Origin of the sequence: Cellulomonas shaoxiangyii (genome assembly GCF_004798685.1) — a bacterium.
Lineage (GTDB): Bacteria > Actinomycetota > Actinomycetes > Actinomycetales > Cellulomonadaceae > Cellulomonas > Cellulomonas shaoxiangyii.
In genome coordinates this window covers 2,990,368-3,010,671 of record NZ_CP039291.1, presented here as the reverse complement: position 1 = coordinate 3,010,671, position 20,304 = coordinate 2,990,368, and the positions used below count along the sequence as shown (strand labels likewise).

The 20,304-nt window shown below is 75.0% G+C and carries 16 protein-coding genes and 1 tRNA gene; 12 read left to right on the top strand and 5 right to left on the bottom strand.

Going from position 1 to position 20,304, the window contains the following annotated elements:
• Positions 1-29: 29 nt before the first annotated feature.
• Positions 30-932 carry a putative protein N(5)-glutamine methyltransferase gene (locus E5225_RS13520; RefSeq protein ID WP_135974889.1) on the bottom strand — a complete coding sequence of 301 codons (903 nt, stop codon included), beginning with the start codon at positions 930-932 and terminating at the stop codon, positions 30-32.
• 129 nt (positions 933-1,061) lie between these two features.
• Here E5225_RS13520 and eno point away from each other — a divergent pair, with 129 nt between their 5' ends.
• The 11 genes from eno (at position 1,062) to E5225_RS13465 (ending at position 13,714) form a co-directional block, all read left to right on the top strand.
• A complete protein-coding gene (eno, locus tag E5225_RS13515; RefSeq protein WP_135974891.1) occupies positions 1,062-2,342 on the top strand; it encodes a phosphopyruvate hydratase in 1,281 nt (426 codons plus the stop codon).
• Positions 2,343-2,893: 551 nt separating this feature from the next.
• Complete coding sequence (locus E5225_RS13510; RefSeq protein WP_136225464.1) at positions 2,894-3,397, top strand: FtsB family cell division protein; 504 nt, start codon at positions 2,894-2,896, stop codon at positions 3,395-3,397.
• A gap of 215 nt (positions 3,398-3,612) precedes the next feature.
• On the top strand, positions 3,613-4,092 hold the full coding sequence (locus E5225_RS13505) for a DUF501 domain-containing protein (RefSeq protein WP_243738423.1): 480 nt from the start codon (positions 3,613-3,615) through the stop codon (positions 4,090-4,092).
• A gap of 68 nt (positions 4,093-4,160) precedes the next feature.
• A complete protein-coding gene (locus tag E5225_RS13500) occupies positions 4,161-5,114 on the top strand; it encodes a Ppx/GppA phosphatase family protein (protein WP_135975565.1) in 954 nt (317 codons plus the stop codon).
• A 555-nt stretch (positions 5,115-5,669) separates the two neighbouring features.
• Complete coding sequence (locus E5225_RS13495; RefSeq protein WP_135975567.1) at positions 5,670-5,999, top strand: PadR family transcriptional regulator; 330 nt, start codon at positions 5,670-5,672, stop codon at positions 5,997-5,999.
• Complete coding sequence (locus E5225_RS13490) at positions 5,996-7,237, top strand: hypothetical protein (protein WP_136225462.1); 1,242 nt, start codon at positions 5,996-5,998, stop codon at positions 7,235-7,237. Before E5225_RS13495 ends, E5225_RS13490 begins: the two co-directional genes overlap by 4 nt.
• Before the next feature lie 157 nt (positions 7,238-7,394).
• Positions 7,395-7,853 (top strand): ricin-type beta-trefoil lectin domain protein, encoded by a 459-nt coding sequence (locus E5225_RS13485; RefSeq protein WP_166436029.1) that lies wholly within the window; start codon positions 7,395-7,397, stop codon positions 7,851-7,853.
• Positions 7,854-8,106: 253 nt separating this feature from the next.
• On the top strand, positions 8,107-9,519 hold the full coding sequence (locus E5225_RS13480; RefSeq protein ID WP_135974742.1) for a hemolysin family protein: 1,413 nt from the start codon (positions 8,107-8,109) through the stop codon (positions 9,517-9,519).
• Between the two features lie 85 nt (positions 9,520-9,604).
• Positions 9,605-11,134, top strand: coding sequence for an NAD(P)/FAD-dependent oxidoreductase (locus tag E5225_RS13475; RefSeq protein WP_135974744.1), 1,530 nt, complete (start codon positions 9,605-9,607; stop codon positions 11,132-11,134).
• 116 nt (positions 11,135-11,250) lie between these two features.
• Positions 11,251-11,324, top strand: a tRNA-Leu gene (locus E5225_RS13470).
• 131 nt (positions 11,325-11,455) lie between these two features.
• Entirely contained in the window at positions 11,456-13,714 is a 2,259-nt protein-coding gene (locus tag E5225_RS13465; protein WP_135974746.1) for a DUF6055 domain-containing protein, read from the top strand.
• 121 nt (positions 13,715-13,835) lie between these two features.
• Here the strand turns inward: E5225_RS13465 and E5225_RS13460 are convergent, their stop codons facing one another.
• The 4 genes from E5225_RS13460 to E5225_RS13445 all read right to left on the bottom strand — a co-directional run bounded on the left by E5225_RS13460 (position 13,836) and on the right by E5225_RS13445 (position 18,932).
• Positions 13,836-15,758, bottom strand: a complete 1,923-nt coding sequence (locus E5225_RS13460; RefSeq protein WP_135974747.1) for a glycoside hydrolase family 127 protein — start codon at positions 15,756-15,758, stop codon at positions 13,836-13,838.
• A 62-nt stretch (positions 15,759-15,820) separates the two neighbouring features.
• Positions 15,821-16,639, bottom strand: a complete 819-nt coding sequence (locus E5225_RS13455) for a carbohydrate ABC transporter permease (RefSeq protein WP_135974749.1) — start codon at positions 16,637-16,639, stop codon at positions 15,821-15,823.
• Entirely contained in the window at positions 16,639-17,577 is a 939-nt protein-coding gene (locus E5225_RS13450; protein ID WP_135974751.1) for a carbohydrate ABC transporter permease, read from the bottom strand. The genes E5225_RS13455 and E5225_RS13450 overlap by 1 nt, the downstream gene beginning before the upstream one ends.
• 59 nt (positions 17,578-17,636) lie before the next feature.
• Positions 17,637-18,932: a sugar ABC transporter substrate-binding protein gene (locus E5225_RS13445; RefSeq protein ID WP_135974753.1), complete on the bottom strand. Its 1,296-nt coding sequence runs from the start codon at positions 18,930-18,932 to the stop codon at positions 17,637-17,639.
• A 265-nt stretch (positions 18,933-19,197) separates the two neighbouring features.
• On the opposite strand from E5225_RS13445, the gene E5225_RS13440 reads away from it, so the two are divergent.
• On the top strand, positions 19,198-20,217 hold the full coding sequence (locus tag E5225_RS13440; protein ID WP_135974755.1) for a LacI family DNA-binding transcriptional regulator: 1,020 nt from the start codon (positions 19,198-19,200) through the stop codon (positions 20,215-20,217).
• Positions 20,218-20,304 lie beyond the last annotated feature (87 nt).

Genomic DNA, 20,304 nt, shown 5'->3' with positions numbered 1-20,304 from the left:
ACTCACCGGGCGGACTCAGCCTGGCCGGCTCAGCCCGGCCGCCGCGCCACGACGACCGTGCCGTCCACGTCGTCGTCGCGCAGCACGTCGACCGTCCAGCCGGGCGGGCACGCCGCGCGCGTGAGCGGCGCCTGCCGCACGCTCGTCTCCACCAGCACGTGCCCGCCGGCTCGCACCCACGCCGGCGCGGCCGCGAGCAGCCGGCGCTGCACCGCGACGCCGTCCGGACCGCCGTCGAGCGCCACGTGCGGCTCGTGCTCGCGCGCCTCGGGCGGCATGGTCGCGATCGCGGCGTGGGGCACGTAGGGCGCGTTCGCGACGAGCACGTCGACCCGCCCCCGCAGGGTGCCGGGGAGCGGGTCGAGGAGGTCGCCCGTCCACACGCGGCCACGGCCCGCCAGGTTGCGGGCCGCCCACCCCGTGGCCGCGGGGTCCAGGTCCGCCGCGTGCACGTCGGCGCCCGGCACCTCGTGCGCCACGAGCGTCGCGACGGGAGCGACGCCGCAGCAGGCCTCGACCACCACGGGCGACGGGCGGGCACCACGGGCCAGTCGCACCGCGGTGCGCGCGAGCAGCTCGGTGCGGCGGCGCGGCACGAACACCCCGGCGCCCACCGCCAGCCGCAGCCCCGCGAACCCGACCCAGCCCAGCACCGTCTCCAGCGGCTCGCCGGTGACGCGCCGCGCGACCAGGCCCTCGAGGACCTCGTCGGCCGTGGCGGGGGAGGGCGCCGTGCGGACCGTGCCGTCGGCGGCCGTCGTCCCGTGCCGCCCCGCCGCCAGCGCCGCCGCGAGCAGCAGCGCGGCCTCGTCCTCCGCGAACACGCACCCGGCCGCGCGCAGGCGGGTGACGACCGACGCGAGCCGCGCCGGCGCAGGGCCCGGGGACGGTGCGCCGGGCGGTGGGGCGCCGGTCGCGTCGCGTGCGTGCACGCCCCGATCGTCGCACCCGCGTCGGTGCTGGTCACGGGCGTTCCGTCCACCGGTCGAAGGTCCCCCGGGCGGTCCTGCAGGTCACGACTAGGCTGAGGTCGTATCCCCACCGTCTGTCGAAGGAGCACCATGGCCAGCATCGAGGCCGTCGGCGCCCGCGAGATCCTGGACTCGCGCGGCAACCCCACTGTCGAGGTCGAGGTCGCCCTCGACGACGGCACGATCGCCCGCGCGGCCGTCCCCTCGGGCGCGTCCACGGGAGCGTTCGAGGCCGTCGAGCGTCGCGACTCCGACGAGCCCCGCTACGGCGGCAAGGGCGTCCAGGGTGCGGTGAACGCCGTCATCGACGACATCGCCCCCGAGCTCGTCGGCTTCGACGCGAGCGAGCAGCGCCTCGTCGACGCCGCGCTCATCGAGCTCGACGGCACGCCCAACAAGGGCAAGCTCGGCGCGAACGCGATCCTGGGCGTCTCGCTCGCGGTCGCCAAGGCCGCGGCCGACTCGGCCGACCTGCCGCTGTTCCGCTACGTCGGCGGCCCCAACGCGCACGTCCTGCCCGTGCCGATGATGAACATCCTCAACGGTGGGTCGCACGCCGACTCCAACGTCGACGTCCAGGAGTTCATGGTCGCCCCGATCGGCGCCCTCACGTTCCGTGAGGCGCTGCGCACCGGCACCGAGGTCTACCACTCGCTGAAGTCCGTGCTGAAGAGCAAGGGCCTCTCGACGGGCCTCGGCGACGAGGGCGGCTTCGCGCCGAACCTGCCGAGCAACCGCGACGCGCTCGACCTCATCATCGTCGCGATCGAGAAGGCCGGCTTCGTGCCCGGCCGCGACGTCGCGCTCGCGCTCGACGTCGCGGCGACGGAGTTCTTCTCCGACGACAAGTACGCCTTCGAGGGTCAGAAGCTGCAGTCGGCCGCGATGATCGAGTACTACGAGGCGCTCGTCGCGGACTACCCGCTGGTCTCCATCGAGGACCCGCTGGCCGAGGACGACTGGGAGGCGTGGGTCGCGCTCATGTCGCGCATCGGCGACAAGGTCCAGATCGTCGGCGACGACCTGTTCGTCACCAACCCCGAGCGCCTGGCCAAGGGCATCAAGCTCAAGGCGGCGAACTCGCTGCTGGTCAAGCTCAACCAGATCGGCACGCTCACCGAGACGCTCGACGCGGTCTCGCTCGCGCAGCGCAACGGCTTCACGACGATGACCTCGCACCGCTCCGGCGAGACCGAGGACACGACGATCGCCGACCTGTCCGTCGCGACGAACGCCGGCCAGATCAAGACCGGTGCGCCCGCCCGTGGTGAGCGCATCAACAAGTACAACCAGCTCCTGCGCATCGAGGAGGAGCTCGACGACGCCGGCATCTACGCCGGTGCGAGCGCCTTCCCGCGCTTCCAGGCCTGACGTCCGCAGGACGCCGGACCTGACCGACGCCCGGCCCGCCCTCGTGGCGGGCCGGGCGTCGGCGTGTCCGGGCCGGGGCGCGTCGGCGGGGGGTCGTGCGCGCGGCGCGGGTGCCGGTGGAGCCGGTCGTGGAGGTTCCGTGGCGACGTCCCGCGCCGGGCGCGGCGTCCCGGCGGATCACCGGGGACGGGCGCACAATCGTCGGCATGCCCGCGCCCCGTCGTCCCGTCGCGCCCGGTGGCCCGGGCCGCGGGTCGCCGCGCGAGCAGACGCCGTCCGGGCCCGTTCCGCAGGCCGGCCGCACGGGCGGGTCGCGCCCGGCTGCCGGGCGCCCGTCCACGCCGCGCCCCTCCACGCCGCGCCCGTCTCGGCCGGCCGCGCCGCGGTCGGGTCCGGTGCCCAAGGTCGCGCCCGGCCCCGGGGCCACGAGCCGGCCGGGGGCCAACCGCCCCGCCGGGCGGCCGCCGGGCTCGTCCGGGGCCGGCGGACGCTCCGGCACGCCCCCGCGCGGCACCCCCCGTGCGGCGGCGTCGCAGGTACGCGTCCCGCGCATGTTCACGGTCCGCACCATGGTGTTCTCCCTGGTCGTGCTCATCGCCTTCGTGCTCGTCTACCCGACGCTGTCCTCGTTCGTGCAGCACCGCGCCGAGGTGGAGCAGCTGCGTGCGGAGCGGGACGCCGCCGTGGCGCAGAACGACGACCTCGAGGCCGAGCTGCGCCGCTGGGACGATCCCGCGTACGTGGTGGCGCAGGCCCGCGAGCGGCTGTCGTTCGTCATGCCGGGGGAGACGGCCTTCCGCGTCGTCGACCCCGAGACGGTGCCCGACGTGCCCGTCGTCGAGCAGGGAGCCGTCGGCGAGGCGGCGGGCTCGACGCGGCCCTGGTACAGCACGGTGTGGGACTCGGTGCGCCTGGCAGGTGAGGCCCCCGCGGACGCGGAGCCGGCCGGTGTGCCGCCGACCGGGGTCGAGCCGACCGACGGCGGGCCGGGCGCCGGCGCGGCCGACCCGGCGCGCGACGCCGCCGTGCTGGACCCCGCGGCCCCGACGCCCTGAGCGCCGGCGCGGCACCCGCGGCCGCGCCTCGAACCCGCGGCCACCGGCGTGCCCGGCGCCGCGTCCGTCGGCGACAATGGACGGTCGTCCCCGCACCTCGTCCCACGACAGGAACCGCCGTGCCCGCTGCAGACCTCCCCGACCCGACCGCGCACCGCGACACGCCCGGCCCGTCCGCCGGCGCGCCCGCCGCACCGGCGCCGGCCGCGGCCGACGTGACGCCGCGCGACGTCGAGGTGCTCACCGAGCAGCTGGGCCGCCCGCCGCGGGGCGTCGTGGGCGTCGCCGCACGGTGCGTGTGCGGGCGGCCCCTGGTGGTGCGCACGGCGCCGCGGCTCGACGACGGCACGCCCTTCCCGACCACGTACTACCTGACGAGCCCGCAGGCAGTCGCGGCGGTGAGCACCGTCGAGGCGGGCGGGTACATGAAGGAGCTCACCGCGCGGCTGGCGGAGGACGAGGAGCTGGCCGCGGGCCACCGACGCGCGCACGAGGCGTACCTCGCCGACCGCGAGGCGATCGCGCACGTGCCGGAGATCGCGGGCATCTCCGCGGGCGGCATGCCGCACCGCGTGAAGTGCCTGCACGTGCTCGTCGCGCACGCGCTGGCCGCCGGCCCGGGCGTCAACCCGGTGGGCGACGAGGTGCTCGCGATGATCGCCGACCGGTGGCGCCCGGACCGCTGCAGCTGCTGACGCCCGGCACGCCGGGGGAGGCGTGCTCGCCGCACGTCGCGGGTCCGGCGGGATGACACGATGAGCGCGTGACGCGTGTGGCTGCCATCGACTGCGGGACCAACTCCATCCGTCTGCTCGTCGCGGACGTCGACCCGGAGGCCGGCACGCTCGTCGACCTGGACCGCCGCAACGAGGTCGTGCGCCTCGGCCAGGGCGTCGACCGCACCGGCCGGCTCGCGCCCGAGGCACTGGCCCGCACGCTGGACGCCGCGCGCCGGTACCACGACGTGTGCACCGAGCTCGGCGTCGAGGCGGTGCGGTTCGTCGCGACGTCGGCGACGCGCGACGCCGAGAACCGCGCCGACTTCGTGCAGGGCGTGCAGGACGCGCTCGGCGTCGCCCCGGAGGTCGTCGGGGGCGACGAGGAGGCCCGGCTCTCGTTCCGCGGCGCCACCGGCGTGCTCGCGGGGCGGTTCGACGCGCCGTTCCTCGTCGTCGACCTCGGCGGCGGGTCGACCGAGCTCGTGCTCGGCACCGACGCGCCGGAGGCTGCCCTCTCGATGGACGTCGGCTCCGTCCGCATGACCGAGCGCCACCTCCACACGGACCCCCCGACCGAGGACGAGGTGGCCGCGGCCACGGCCGACGTCCGCGCGGCCCTCGACGCGGCCGCGGCCGTCGTGCCCCTCGGCCGCGCCGCGACACTGGTCGGCCTGGCGGGGTCCGTCACGACCATCACCGCGCACGCGCTGCGCCTGCCGGCGTACAGCCGCGACCGCATCGACGGCTCGCGCCTGCCGGTGGCGGACGTGCTCACCGCGTGCGACGACCTCCTGCGGGCCCCGCGTGACCAGCGCGCGGCCCTGCCGTACCTGCACCCGGGCCGCGTCGACGTGATCGGCGCGGGCGCGCTCGTGTGGCGCGAGGTCGTCCGGCGCGTGCGCGACGAGGTCGCCGCGGCCGGCGGTGCGCTCACGCACGTCGTGACCTCGGAGCACGACATCCTCGACGGCATCGCCTGGAGCGTCGCGGAGCGCTGAGGCGGCCGCTGCCCGTCCGTCCACGACCCCGTCGACCCCGCGACCTCGTCGGCCCGGCGCGACCTCGTCCCTCCCGAGTGACGAGCTCGCCGCACGAGTGACGAGCTCGGCACCTGGCGACGGCTCGCCGCACGAGCGACGAGCGCGCCGCGCAGGCGGCGCCGGGGCATCGGGGCGCGGTCGCCGCAACGGTGTGCCGGCCGGGCACGGCCAAGGAAGCGGCGCGTGCGGACGCCCGCTCGCCGAGTTCGTCACTTCTGCGCCGAGGTCGCCGGTCGTGCCCGGCGACCTGGGTGCACAACCGGCGAACTCGCTGCGTGCGGTGGGCTGGTGACGGGCGTGCGCGGGGACCGCGGTGCCAGGACCGGCGGGCTTGCGTGGGCGGGAGGGGAACGGTGCGGCGGGGGCAGCGTCGGGCGGGTTGCCCCGCACCCGGCGCACCGTCCGGTGTGTCGGTCTGGACGGTACTGCGTTCTGCACAGTAGTGTGCGAGCCGCGGGCGCCGGAGGGGCGCCCGCACCACACGTCCCGCGGGAGCGGGGGAGCGGAGGTCGCGTGGACACCACGCAGCTGCTCAAGGGGGTGCTCGACGTCGCGGTGCTCGCCGTGGTCGCCGACGAGGACGGGTACGGCTACGACGTCGTGCGGCGCCTGCGCGCCGCGGGCATCGAGGAGGTCGGGGACGCGTCCGTCTACGGCACGCTCCGACGGCTCTACTCGTCGGGGGCGCTGACGTCGTACGTCGTGCCCAGCGACGAGGGGCCGCACCGCAAGTACTACGGGATCAACGCGCAGGGCCGGGCGATGCTCGACGCGCAGCGCAAGGACTGGGACGAGTTCGCGGGCACGATGTCGCGCCTGCTCGGGACGGAGGCAGGACGATGAGCGTGCTGGACGCCGGTGTGGCGCAGGACGTCGCCCACTACGCCGCCCGGGTGCGGGCGGCCCTCGCCGACCTCGGCGCGGACCAGGTGGACGACCTGACGGACGGGCTCGAGGCGAATCTCGCCGACGCGCTCGCGGACGACGGCCGCGCGCACAGCGGCGGGCTGGTGGAGGAGTTCGGCACGCCGGAGGCGTACGCGGCCGAGCTGCGCGCCGCCGCGGGGCTGGCACCCGCAGGCCGGCGTCACCCGGTCCGGGACGCGCTCGCCGGCCGGTGGCGCGAGGCCTTCGCGATCGACGACGCGGTGCTCGCCTCGCTGCGCGCCAAGCGCGGCTGGCTCCCCGTCGAGGAGGTGCTCGTGGCGCTGCGACCCGCCGGGTGGCTGCTGCGGGGCTGGGCGCTGGCCCAGCTCGTGCTCCGGTCGGTCGGGGCCGAGCCGCCCGAGCCGTGGTGGCTGCCCTCCGGTCTCGTGGGCTGGGTCGTGCTCGCCGCGGCCGTCGTCGCGAGCGTGCAGTGGGGCCGCGGGCACTGGGTGGTGCGCGGGCGCTGGCACGCGGTCGCGACGCTGGTCAGCGCGGTCGGCGCCGTGGCGGCCGCCGTGCTGCTCCTGTGGCTGCCGGCCGCGGACCGGCAGCAGGAGGCGCAGCTGCAGGCGGTGCTGGACACCGCGCCGGTGGACGGCGTCGTGGTCGACGGCGAGACCGCGACCAACCTGTTCGTCTACGACGCCGACGGCAGGCCCGTGCAGGGCGCGCAGATCGTGGACCAGGAGGGGCGGCCGGTGGTCACGGAGCGGTACGCCGGGGAGCTGGGCAGGCAGGGGACCGTCTGGCTCGACGACGACTCCGAGGTGGCCTACCGCGTCGGCGCGCCGGGCGTCGGCGGCGCGCTCCGGTGGAACGCGTACCCGCTGTGGACCGCACCGTCGAGCGCCGTCGACACCGACGAGTGGGCGGGCGACCTGGCGCTGCGGCCCGGTGCGGAGGACGACCTCCTGGCGCCGGCCTGGCCGTTCGACCAGGCGCTGGCCGTGACCGCGTGGGGTCCCGCCGCGACCGAGGACGACGCGACCGAGGACGCCGCGACCGAGGACGCCGCGACGCCGACGCCCGGCCCGTCGGCCGGCGAGGGGGACCCGGGGGCGACCGCCCCGGCCGGCGACGCCGGTGCGCCGCCCGCGCCCGACGCGCCCGTCGCGCCGGCGGACGCGGTGCCCGAGCCGGCGCCGGGCGGCTGAGCGGGGGACGACCGGCGCCGGCGCGGGGCTTGCCGGGCTTGTGGGGATGTCCGAAGTGGTGCAAAGTTCCACTATCTCCACAGATCGACGTCGGCGCCGACGTCGCAGGGCGTCGGCGCCACGGTCCGAACTCAGCCTCGCGAGAAGGAGCCCGACGATGGTGCGAAAGATCATCTCGACCCTGGCGGCATCCGCCCTGCTGGCCTTGAGCCTGTTCGGCGCGGTACAGCCGGCCCAGGCCGCCGCTCCCGGCAGCGAGCTGCGCAACAAGGACACCGGACTGTGCATCGACCGCCGGGAGCACCCCGAGCGGCCGGTGGCGGCGTTCACCACGAAGTGCAACGGCTCGGCCACGCAGCGCTGGGTCTACTCGGCGGCGGACCAGACCATCCGCACCCCGGACGGCCGGTGCCTCGCCACCGGCAGCTCCTCCGGGATCTTCGTCGCGGCCTGCGACAGCGGCCTGCTGGTGCGCTGGGGACAGACCAGCGACGGCCGTATCCACCAGCTCGACTGGGGCATGGGCTGCATCGAGGACTTCCGCACGGCCACACTCACCTGGGGAGCCTGCACCAACAGCCCCAACGAGGTCTGGTCGTCGCTGGCGACCGTCTGACCCTGGAGGCGCGAGTGCGCGGCACCGTGGCGGATCGCCACGGTGCCGCGCCGCGTCACGGGGCTGCTGCCCCGGCGGTCATCGCGAGGTGGCCGAACGACCGAGGCCGAAGTCGAGGTACCCAGGACCTCGACACGGGCGGCCGACGACCGGCGCCGGCCCTGCGCCGCCCGGCGCGGGTGGCGCGGGGAACGGGATGCGGCCGACGGGTGTTTCCCTAGGCTGGAAGCCCGTCCTCCACCCCGGAAAGGCCATGACCGCCGACATCTGGGCCGACATCGGCCTCGTGCTCCTGTTCATCCTCGTCGGCGGCGTGTTCGCCGGCACCGAGCTGGCGCTGGTCTCGCTGCGCGAGTCGCAGCTCGTGCAGCTCGAGAAGCAGTCGGCGCGCGGTGCCCGCGTCGCCGCCGTCGCCCGCAACCCGAACCGGTTCCTCGCCGCGGTGCAGATCGGCGTGACGGTCGCCGGGTTCTTCTCCGCCGCGTTCGGCGCGTCGGCGCTCGCGCCGTCGGTGGCCCCGCTGTTCGAAGGGCTCGGGCTCCGCCCCGGCCCGGCGGAGGGTGCCGCGCTGGTCGTGCTGACGCTCGTCATCGCGTACCTGTCCCTGGTGCTGGGCGAGCTCGCGCCGAAGCGCATCGCGATGCAGAAGAGCCAGCGGGTCGCGCTCACCGTGGCGCCCCCGCTGGACCGCTTCGCGATCCTCATGACGCCGGTGATCTGGCTGCTCTCGCGGTCGACGGACGCGGTCGTGCGGCTCCTCGGCCTCGACCCGCAGGCCACGGGCGAGCAGATCACCGACGAGGAGCTGCGCGACCTCGTCCGCACCCACCCCGACCTGCCCGAGGACGAGCGCCGCCTCATCACCGACGTCTTCTCGGCGGGCGACCGCTCGCTCGCCGAGACGATGCGCCCGCGCGCCGACGTGCAGTTCCTCGCGGCGGCGTCGCCCATCGCGGAGGCCGCGCGCGTCGTCGGCGCGCTGCCGTACTCGCGCTACCCGGTCACGGGCGAGGACTTCGACGACATCGTCGGCTTCGTGCACGTGCGCGACCTGCTCGCACCGGTGGCACGTGCGGTGCGCGAGGCGGACGAGGACCCCGACGCCCACGGCCGCGCCGGCGTCGTCGAGGCGATCGAGGAGGTGTCGACCACGACGGTCGGCGACGTGACGCGCCCGATCGTGTCGCTGCCCGGCACGAACGCGGTGCTGCCGACGATCTCGCTCATGCGCCGCACGGGTTCGCACATGGCCGTCGTCGTGGACGAGTACGGCGGCACCGACGGCATCGTCACGCTCGAGGACCTGCTCGAGGAGCTGGTCGGCGAGATCGTCGACGAGTACGACCCCGTGCCGGTCGCCAGGGGCGGCGAGGCGGTGGACGCGGGCCTGACCCTCGAGGACTTCGCGGAGCGCACGGGTGTGACGCTGCCCGAGGGCGCCTACGAGACCGTCGCCGGCTACGTGCTCGCCGAGCTCGGGCGCATCCCCGTCGTGGGTGAGAGCGTCGAGGTCCGGGACGCCGGCACCGGCGAGCGCAACGCCGACGACGCGGCGGCGTCGGCGCGCACCCGGCTCGTCGTGGTCGAGGTCGACCGCCGCCGCATCACGCGCGTGCGGGTCGAGCGTGACGCGCAGGACGCCGACGGTCGCGACGAGCAGGGCTGAACCCCGCACGGGCGCACCGGGGGTGTGCGCACCGTCACCGCCCCCAGGCACGCGTGGGCTCCCGCGCGGCTCTACCGTGGGACCTATGTCTCAGACGTCCACTCCCGCGGTCGGCGCTGCGTCCGCGACCGGCACGCTCATGCCGGCGCCCCAGGGCAAGCCGCGCAAGGTCCCGCGCGTCATCGTCCTCGGCGGGGGGACGGTCGGGCTGTACTCCGCCCGCCGGCTGCGCAAGCGCATGGGCAAGCGGGACGCGGCGATCGTGGTCGTGGACCCCCGCCCGTACATGACGTACGCGCCGTTCCTGCCCGAGGCGGCGGCCGGCTCGATCGACCCGCGCAACGTCGTCGCCCCGCACCGTCGCGCGCTCAAGGGCATCGACGTGCTGCAGGGCCACGTGACGCACATCGAGCACGCCAACCGCCGCGTCGAGATCACGCCGCTCGAGGGCGACCCGTACTGGGTCACCTACGACCACCTCGTGGTCGGCCTCGGCTCGGTCGCCCGCACGCTGCCCATCCCGGGCCTGGCGGAGTACGGCATCGGCTTCAAGAACGTCGAGGAGGCCATCGCGCTGCGCAACCACGTGCTGGGCCGCATCGACGTGGCGTCGAGCACGTGGGACCCCGAGCTGCGGCGCAAGATGCTGACGTTCGTGTTCGTCGGCGGCGGGTTCGCGGGCATCGAGGCGCTCGCCGAGGTCGAGGACATGGCGCGCTACGCCGTCCGGCACTACAAGCAGATCGAGCCCGAGGAGCTGCGGTTCGTCCTCGTCGAGGGCAGCCCGCGCATCCTGCCCGAGGTCAGCGAGGAGCTCGGCGGCTACACGCTCGAGCAGCTGCGCAAGCGCAACATCGAGATCTTCCTGTCGACGTTCCTCAGCTCGTGCGTCGACGGGCACGTCGTGCTGTCGAACGGCACGGAGTTCGACGCCGAGACGCTCGTGTGGACGGCGGGCGTCAAGGCCAACCCGGTGCTGCGCAACTCGGACCTGCCGCTGGACGCGATGGGCCGGGTCATCGCGAACGAGTACCTGCAGGTGACGGCCGAGGACGGCACCGTCGTCGCCGACGCGTACACGGCCGGCGACTGCGCCGCGGTGCCCGACCTGTACAACCCGGGCAAGTTCTGCCCGCCGAACGCGCAGCACGCGCTGCGCCAGGGCAACCACATCGGCGACAACCTCGCCGTGGTGCTCCGCTCGGGCGAGCCGACCCCGTACAAGCACAAGAACGTCGGCGCCGTCGCGTCGCTCGGCATGTACAAGGGCGTCGCGCAGATGTTCGGCAAGATCAAGGTCCGCGGCTTCCCCGCGTGGGTGCTGCACCGCACGTACCACGTGTTCGCCATGCCGACCGTGAACCGCAAGATCCGCATCATGGCCGGGTGGACGGGGTCGCTGCTGCTGCGCCGCGAGGTCGTCGCCCTCGGCTCGCTGCACGACCCGCGCGCGGAGTTCCGCAGCGCCGCCGTGCCGCCGAAGCCGAAGGTCGAGCAGACGTCGCAGGACACGCCGCCCACCGACGGTGCGACGACGCAGCCGTCCCTGCCGTCGTACAAGGCCGAGCCGGGCTCGCCCGCCGAGAAGCGGGACGAGCACGCCGACAACACGTGACGTCCGCAGCGGCGTGAGGACGGCCCCGGGACCGCGCGGTCCCGGGGCCGTCGTGCGTCGGGCGGTCGGATGGCGGGCCGACCCCGGGCCGGCGCGGCTGGCACGATGACGTCTGCGCCCCCGTAGCCCAACCGGCAGAGGCAACCGGCTTAAACCCGGTCCAGTCCGGGTTCGAACCCCGGCGGGGGCACCGTCCCGGTCGCCGCGCCGCCCGCCGGAATCGTTTCGTCCCCCTGTGCCCGGAAAGCGCTCGCTGCGACACTCTCGACGCGCTTGCGGCGACGTGCGCCGCACGGACGGACGGGGATCACGATGGCGGCGGTGACGGTCGGTGCGGACGGCTCGGTGCGGGAGCGGCGCGGCTGGCGGCACCGGTTCCTGGTGGTCCTCGCGGTCCTCACCGCGGTGGTCGGCGGTCTGCTCGGTCCCGCGGCGTGGGCCCCGGCGCACGCCGCGCCCAAGACCGTGTGGATCCCCGAGCGGTGGGCGCGCACGGGCGAGGTCGCGTGGGCGCCCGAGCGCAGCGCGGAGTCCGACAACTTCGTCGTGCTGTGGGGCGAGCTGGCCGGGACGTCGCCGACGACGGCGCCGACGCAGTACCGGTTCGACCCGGCCAACGTGCTCCGCGAGCTCGAGAGCGCGTACGCCTTCTACGTCGACGACATGCGCTTCACCCCGGAGGCGGGGCTGCTCGCGCAGCACAAGATCATCGTGATCATCACGAGCACGTGGTCGAGCAACCCCGGGCTGAACGCGTGGGCGACCGGCGGGTCCACCGACGGCCGGGTCGGCGTGATCAACCTCGCCCCGGGCGCCGCCCAGCCCGGGTCATGGGGGCTGGTGCACGAGCTCGCGCACGTCCTGCAGAACTACACGTTCCTGGGCCGGTCCGGCTACGGGTTCACGCACGCGTCGGCGGGCACCTTCTGGGAGGCGAGCGCCGAGTTCATGGCGATGCAGGCCCTCCCCGGCAGGGGCGCCGGCGACCTCACGCGGTTCGTCCGCACCGAGAACCTCCCGTACTCCTCGAGCCGGCACCACTACGGCGCGTGGATGCTGATCCAGCACATCGTCGAGACGCACGGCATGACGATGTTCATCCGGATCTGGAACGAGGCGCGCAGCACCGAGCACCCGCTCGAGACGTACCGGCGCCTGGCCGGCCTCACGCAGGACCAGCTGAACGCCGAGGTCGCGCGGTACGCGATGCGCAACGTCACCTGGGACTACGCCAACCGGGCGCAGGTGCAGCCCTTCATCGACCGGCTGTACCCGTTCGTCGTGGCGCAGAGCCTCGTGCAGGTGGACGCCGTGGACGCGGCCGCCCGGCAGTTCGCGGTCCCGGCCGGCATCGCCCCGGGCGCCTACGGGTACACCAAGGTGCGCCTGTACCCGGACACGCCCGGCGGCACGGTGCGCATCCGGCTCCGCGGGCACGTCGACCCCGCGGCGGGGTCCGGCTGGAGCTACGGCTTCGTCGCCGTGCGCGACGGGGTGGCGCGCTACGGGGACGTCGTGCAGGGCGTCGACACGCAGGCGTCGTTCGCGACGCAGCCCGGCGAGGAGGTGTACCTCGTGGTGACGGGGACGCCGACCACGGTGCACAAGCACGCGTTCCTCGACGGATGGACCAGGAGCTACCGCTTCCCGTTCGAGCTCCGGCTCGACGGCGCCCTGCCGCAGGGTCACGTCCCCGGCGGCTCGCGCGGTGCGGCGCCCGGCGGGGGCCGCTGGCACCCCAACGGGGGCGGCTGGGTCGACGCGCGCGCGACGGTCGCCGCGACGGCCTACGTCGGGCCGAACGCCGCGGTGTACGGGCGGGCGTCGGTCACGGGCGACGCCCGCATCGAGGGCCTGGCGTGGGTCAACGACGGCGGGTCGGTGAGCGGCAGCGCGGTCGTGCGGGACAACGCGCTGATCCAGGGCGGCGTGTCGATCGGGGGCACCGCGGTCGTCGGCGGCGACGCCGAGCCGACGGGGTCCTGCAGCTCCGGCACCTACCTGCTCTTCGACCCGGCTCGCGGCTGCGACGGGCGCGGGGGCGAGGCGGACGTCAACCGCTCGTTCGCGCGCTTCGCGACCGCGGACCTGGCGCTGGCACCGGAGGCCACGCCCGCACCCTCGCCCACACCGAGCGCGAGCCCCACGCGGACGCCGGCACCGACGCCCACGGCGTCCGCGACCCCCACGCCCTCGGCGCCGCCCACGCCCTCGGCGCCGCCCACGCCCTCGGTGACCCCCGCCCCGTCCGTGCCGCCGACACCGTCCCCGACCGCGACGGCGAGCCCGGGCGCGTCGTGCACGGCGGACTACCGGGTGACGAGCTCGTGGGCGGGCGGGTTCGTGGCGAACCTCCGCGTCACGGCCGGTGACCGGCAGCTCGCGGGGTGGACCGTGCGCCTCACGCTCCCGTCCGGCGCCGTCGTGCACACGTGGGGGGCCGAGCTGCGCTCGGCGGCGCCGGTCGAGCTCGGCGCCGCCGCCTGGAACGCCCGCCTGGCACCGCGGGGCGCCGTGGACGTCGGCTTCCAGGGGACCGGGTCCGGCGAGGCGGCGTCCGTCAGCTGCACCGCGCACTGACGCACGTCGCACCGAGCCCGTGCGGGCCCGGTGCGACGAGGGAGCCCACGCACCCGTCCCGGGGCGCGGGCTCCCTCGTGCGCTCGGCGCCCGTCGGCGCCGCGGGTGGGTCGGCGGCGGATCACTCCACGGGCAGCCACACCCGCATGGTGGACGGGCCGCGGTTCGCCCACGCGTGGTACGGCACGAGGGGCACCTCGCGCGCGGGGTCCGGTGCGCCCGCCGGCGCGCCGCGGAAGGGCCACGGCCCGTCCGGCAGCTCGCGCGACGCGACCGGGACGAGCACGCGGCCGTCCCGCTCGACGGGCGCCTGCGCGGTCGAGACGACCGCGCTCGCGACGTCGTCACCGAGGTCGGTCGACTCGAGCGCGAGGACGAGCGGGCCGCGCTCGACGGCGACCTGACCGCGCACCGCGTCGACGCGGGGGTCGGCCCACGTCCAGCGGGCGCGCACCGGCAGGTCCAGCACGAGCTGCTCGCCCTGTGCCGGGCCCGCGACCTCGACGTAGCCGGGCGCGGCCTGCGCGGTCGTGCCGTCGGCGCGCGTCACCCGGGCGTCCTCGGCCCACGCGGGGACGCGCAGCGTGAGCGTCCAGCCGTCCTCGGGGCCGCGGACGGTGCGCACCACGACGCGGCCGTCGTCCGGGTAGGAGGTCGTGACCTCGAGCTCGACGGCGCGCCCGTCGGCCAGCTCGGCCCGGATCGTCGCGGGCGCGTACTGGTGCAGCTGGAGGCCGTGGTCGTCGACGGTCGCGACGTACGCCGCGAGCGACGCGACCGTGCGCGTCACGTTGGTCGGGCAGCACGACACCGCGAAGAACGGTGCGCGCAGGCTCGACGCGGCCCGGGGGCTGAGCTCGTCGGGTGCGACCTCGCGCCCCGGGACGCGCTGGTGCAGCGTGTTCGTGTAGTAGAACGCCCGGCCGTCCTGCGAGGGGGAGGCCGCGACGACGTTGTAGAGCGTGCGCTCGACCGCGTCGGCGTGGCGGGCGTCGCCGGTCTGCAGCAGGAGGCGCTGGTTGACCATGACCGAGGCGATGCCGGCGCACGTCTCCGAGTAGGAGCGGTCCGGCGGCAGCTCGAAGTCGGCGCCGAACGACTCGCCCTCGTGGTGCGCGCCCATGCCACCGGTGAGGTACGTGCGGCGCGCGAGCGTGGTGAGCACCTGCGCGGTGACGGCCGCGAGCAGCTCGTCGTCCCCGTCCTCGACGGCGAGGTCGGCCGCACCGGACGCGAGGTACAGCGCCCGCACGGCGTGGCCGTCGAGCACGTGCGCGTCCCGGACCGGGAGGTCGTCCTGGAAGTACTGGGGGCCGAAGTCGATCTCGCCGAGCAGGCCGTGCCCGCGGCGCTCGACGAACAGACGGGCCTGGTCGAGGTAGCGCTGCTCGCCGGTCACGCGGTACAGCTCGACGAGCGCGACCTCGATCTCGGGGTGGCCGCACACGCCCTGCTGCGGCCCGTCGGCGCCGAACTCGCGGCACACGAGGTCGGCGGCGCGCACCGCGACCTGCACGAGCTCGTCGTCGCCGTGCGTGCGCGCCCGGGCGACGCCGGCCTGCACGAGGTGGCCGATGCAGTAGAGCTCGTGGCCCCACTCCAGGTCCGACCACCGCGGCCGCTGGCCGGGGCGGCCGAACATCGTCGAGAGGTAGCCGTCCGGCTCCTGCGCGGCGGCGACGCGGGCGGTCAGCGCGCGCAGGCGCCGGTCCAGGTCGGCGTCGCCGGTGCGCCCGACCTCCCACGCCATGGCCTCGAGCAGCTTGTACGTCTCGGAGTCGGAGAACTCGCGGCCCTGGCGGTCGAGGGGCAGGCGCCCCTCGACGGCGGCGTCGAAGTTGCCGTTCCAGCCGAGGCGCTCGAGCCAGCCCTCGACGTGGGCGATCATCGTGGACGCGTTGAGGTCCTGGAGGTCGCCCCAGAACCCGCCGGTGAGCGTGACCTCGTCGAGGCCGAGCGGGCGCCAGCGCGACCGGGAGGGGACGGCGGGCCGTCCGTGCTGGTGGGGGGCGACGCGGAGGTCGTGGGACTCGGACGGGGGCATGGCGGACTCCGGGGGTGACTCGGGCCTCGTGGGCCGGGCAGGGACGGGGACGAGCGGGCGGGCTACTTGACCGCGCCGACCGTCAGGCCGTCCTTGAGCTGGCGGTAGGTGAGGCTGAAGACGACGAGGATCGGCAGCGAGGTCAGGACGGCGAGGGCCATGAGGCCGGGCCAGTCGATGCCGAAGGCCGACACCTGCTGCGCGAGCAGCGCGCTGAGCGGGTAGCTGCTCGGCGTGAGGTAGAAGTTGACCGCGTACAGGAACTCGCCCCACGCGAGCAGGAAGATCAGCGTGCCGACCGTGAACAGGCCGTTGCGGGCGACCGGCAGCACGACCCGCCAGAACGTGCGGAAGATGCCGGCGCCGTCGATGGACGCCGCCTCCTCCAGCTCGGGCGGGACGGCCCGGAAGAACGGCCGCAGGAGCAGGGTCGCGAACGGGACGAGCAGCGCCGCGTCGGCCAGGATCACGGCGGCCGTGGTGTCGAGCAGGCGCCAGCTGCTGAAGATCTGGAAGAGCGGGATGACGTTCGCGGTCTGCGGCATCATCTGCAGGACGATCAGCAGCCCGAGCCCGACGGTCGGCGCCCAGCCGGTCGTGCGGGCCAGCCCGTAGGCGGCGGGGATGGCGACCGCCAGCACGAGCGCCGTGGTGCCGATGGCGATCGTCGCGGACTGGCCCATCGCCTGCCACAGGGCCGGTGTGATCGCGGCGGCGTACGCGTCGAGCGTGGGCGTGAACACGAACGTCGCGGAGCGGTCGAAGACGTCCGCGGAGCTCTTGATCGACGTGATGAGGATCCACACGATCGGCACGCCGTACATGAGGGTGAGCAGCGCCTTGGTGGCGACGGCGACCGGTCCGGCCTTGACCTCGTTCATCAGTGCGACTCCTCCTTGCGGATGCTGCGGGCGTACAGCACGGCCAGGACGAGCACCCCGGCGACGGCCACGACGGACGTCGCGGCACCGAGGCCGTAGTCGTACCGGACGAACGCCTGCAGGTAGCCCAGGAACGGCAGGGTGTTGGTGGCCGTGCCGGGGCCGCCGTACGTCATGACGTAGATGAAGTCGAAGCTCCGCAGCCCGTACACGAGCGTGAGGATGAGCAGCACGAGCGTCGTGGGGCGCACCGACGGGATCATGATGTGGCGCACCTGCTGGGCCTTGGTGGCGCCGTCGAGCTGCGCGGCCTCGAACACCTCGGGCGAGATGGTCAGCAGCGCGGCCCGGTAGACCAGCGCGTTGAACGGGATGACCGCGAACGAGTTGACGAAGGCGACGGCGGCGAGCGCCCAGTACTGGTCGTAGAGGAACGGCACGGGGGTGTCGCGCAGCCCCGTCGACAGCAGGACCGTGTTGACCAGTCCGGTGTCGGCCAGCAGGAACTTCCACACCGAGCCGTTGACGACGGGCGGCAGCGCCCAGACGAACACCATGAGCGCGAGCAGCGCTCCGGACCACCAGCCCGAGGTGCGCAGGGCGATCGCGCCGCCGAGCCCGAGGCCCATGCCGAGCACGGTGACCACGACGACGAAGACGAGCGTGCGCGTCAGTGCGGCGGTCGTCTCGCCGGACGCGAACCCGGAGGCGAGGTTCTCCAGGCCCGTGAACGCCCAGTCGGCGTTGAGCGTCGCGGCGGTGACCTCGGAGACGGCCATCCGCACGAGCGTGACGAGCGGGTAGATGCTCAGCACGGCCAGGAAGACGGCGGCCGGCAGCAGGAAGATCATGCGCGTCTGGCGCGGTCGGCCTCGGCGCGGCCGGGGGGCCGGGCGGGTGTCGGCCCGCCCGGCCGTCGGCGCGAGTGCGGTGGTCATGAGGACCTCCTGGGGGACGTCGCGCCGACGACCTGGCGCGGGCGGGGGCGTGGGACGGGTCAGTCGAGCAGCGGGCTGATCGCCGCGATCGCGTCGTCGGCGGCCTGCTGCGGCGACTTCTGCCCGCCGATGGCGGCGCTCCAGGCCTGGCCGAGCGTGAGCTGCACGTCGGCGACGGCCTCGGGCGGGATGACGCCCGACGGGTAGTTGGCGCCGAACTGCGTGATGCTCTGCGCGAACGGCTGGAGCAGCGCGTTGCCGGTGACGACCTCGTCGGCCGCGGCGTCGGCGCGGGACGGCAGCGAGCCGACGATCTCGGCCGGCAGCGCCTGGCCCTCCGCGTCGAGGTACGTCGCGGTCAGGTAGTCCCACGCGAGGTCCGGGTTCTCGCTGAACGCGCCGATGCCCTGGCCCTCACCGCCGAGGTACACGCCACCGGTCTCGGACAGCGGCAGCGGGACGACGCCGTACTCGAACTCGGCGTCGGACTCGGCGGTCCCCATCTGCCAGTTGCCGTTGGCCGCGAACGCGGTCTTCCCCGCGGCGAACTGCTGGAACGGGACCGTCTGGTCCCACGTCACGGCCTCCTGCGAGAGCCACCCGCTCTCGACCCATCCGCGCACGCGCGAGAGGCCGGCGGCGAGCGCGTCGGCCTGCGGGTCCTCGTAGGTGAAGCCCTCCGACGTGATCCAGGGGTAGGCCTGCCACTCGCCCTGCGACTGGGGGAGGCCGGACAGCGTGATGCCGGCGTAGCCCGCGTCCTTCGCCTTCGCCATGGCGTCCTCGAGCTCGTCCATCGTGGTGGGCGGCTCGACGCCGATCTCGGCCAGGATGTCGGCGTTGTACCAGAGGCCCAGCAGGTTGACGTACCCCTGCACCGCGTAGGTGGTGTCCTCGATGGTGTGCACGACGGACTCGGGGAACTGGTCCGCGTCGGCGTAGTCCGCCCAGTAGTCGTCCAGCGGGGCGAGCGCGCCGCCGAGCGCGAGGGTGGAGGCCTCGGCGCCGTTGAACACGACGACGTCCGGGCCGGTCTGCGCACCCGCGGCGGACACCAGCTTGGAGTTGAGCTGGTCGTAGGGGACGAAGACGTTGTCCACGCTCACGCCGTCGTGCTCCGACTCGAACTTGGCGCCGAGCTCGTCCATGAGGCGGACCTGGTTCTCGTCCGAGAAGTAGTGCCACACCGTGACGGTGTCGCCGCCGGCGGACCCGCCGTCGTCGCCGCCGCCGTCGGCGCTGGTGCCGCCCGAGCAGGCCGCGAGCAGCAGCGTGCTCACGGTGGCGAGGGAGGTGAGTGCCAGCCGGGGGCGGCGGCGAGGAGTGGGCCGTGCGTCGTTGCCGTTGATGGTCATCAACCGGGCTCCTGAATCTCGTGACGAGGCCCGTCGGGGGGTACCCGGCCCGTGCGTCGTCGGGGGCGCTGACTGCCGGGTTCCCGTCGCTGCCTGCGCGCGGCAGGCAGGTGGTGTCTCCACCGTCCGACGAAAATCGTCGAAACCCGTTTCGGGACGTTAACACCGCGCTTTGGTCCATGCAACCGGGCATGCTGCACCCCGTTTTCGGGCATGATGAGCGCGGCGACGCGGCTGCGACGCCCGGGCGGGACGGAGGACGGCGATGACGACGACGGGCGGCAGGTCCCGACCGGTCACCCTGCGCGAGGTCGCGCAGCACGCCGGGGTGTCGGTGGCGACGGCGTCGAAGGCGCTCAACGGCAAGGCCGACGTCCACCCCGATACGCGCCGCCGGGTGGAGGAGGTCGCCGACCGGCTCGCGTTCACGCCGAACTCGCTCGCACGGGCGATCACCGCCGGGCAGACCGGCACCGTCGGCCTGCTGACGCACGACCTCGAGGGCCGGTTCAGCCTGCCGATCCTGATGGGCGCGGAGGACGCGTTCGGCGCCGGGCGCACGTCGGTGTTCCTCTGCGACGCCCGCGAGGACGCCATCCGCGAGCAGCACCACCTGCGCGCCCTGCTGGGCCGGCGCGTCGACGGGCTCATCGTCGTGGGGTCGAAGACCGACCCCCGGCCGTCGCTCGGGCCGGACGTCGCCGTCCCCGTCGTCTACGCCTACGCGCCGTCCGACGACCCCCGGGACGCCTCCGTCGTGCCGGACAACGTCACGGCCGGGCGGATCGCCACGGAGCACCTGCTCACGCTCGGCCGCCGTCGCATCGCCCACGTGTCCGGGGACGCCACCTACGCCGCCGCGCGCGACCGCGCCGAGGGCGTCGGCCAGGCGCTCGCGGCCGCCGGGCTCGAGCTCGTCGGGCCCGTCCGGTACGGCTCGTGGAGCGAGGCGTGGGGACGCGCGGGCGTGGGCGCCGCGCTCGACGCCGCCCCGGGCATCGACGCGGTCGTCGCCGGCAGCGACCAGATCGCGCGGGGCGTCCTCGACGCGCTGCGTGACCGCGGCGTCACCGTCCCGGACGACGTGGCGGTCGTCGGCTTCGACAACTGGGAGCCGATGATCGCCGGCTCACGACCGGCCCTGACCAGCGTCGACATGAACTTCGAGACCATGGGCCGGCGGGCGGCCACGCGGCTGTTCGCGCGCATCGCCGGGTCGCCGGACGAGGGCGTGGAGACGATCGCGCCGCGCGTGGTCGTGCGGGGGTCGACGGCGAGCGGCTGAGCTCGGTCGCACGGCGCCGGGGTGCGTCGCCGGCGGCTCACCTGTCGCAGGCGCAGACGCGGTTGCTCGACCATCTGCTCGCCGCTC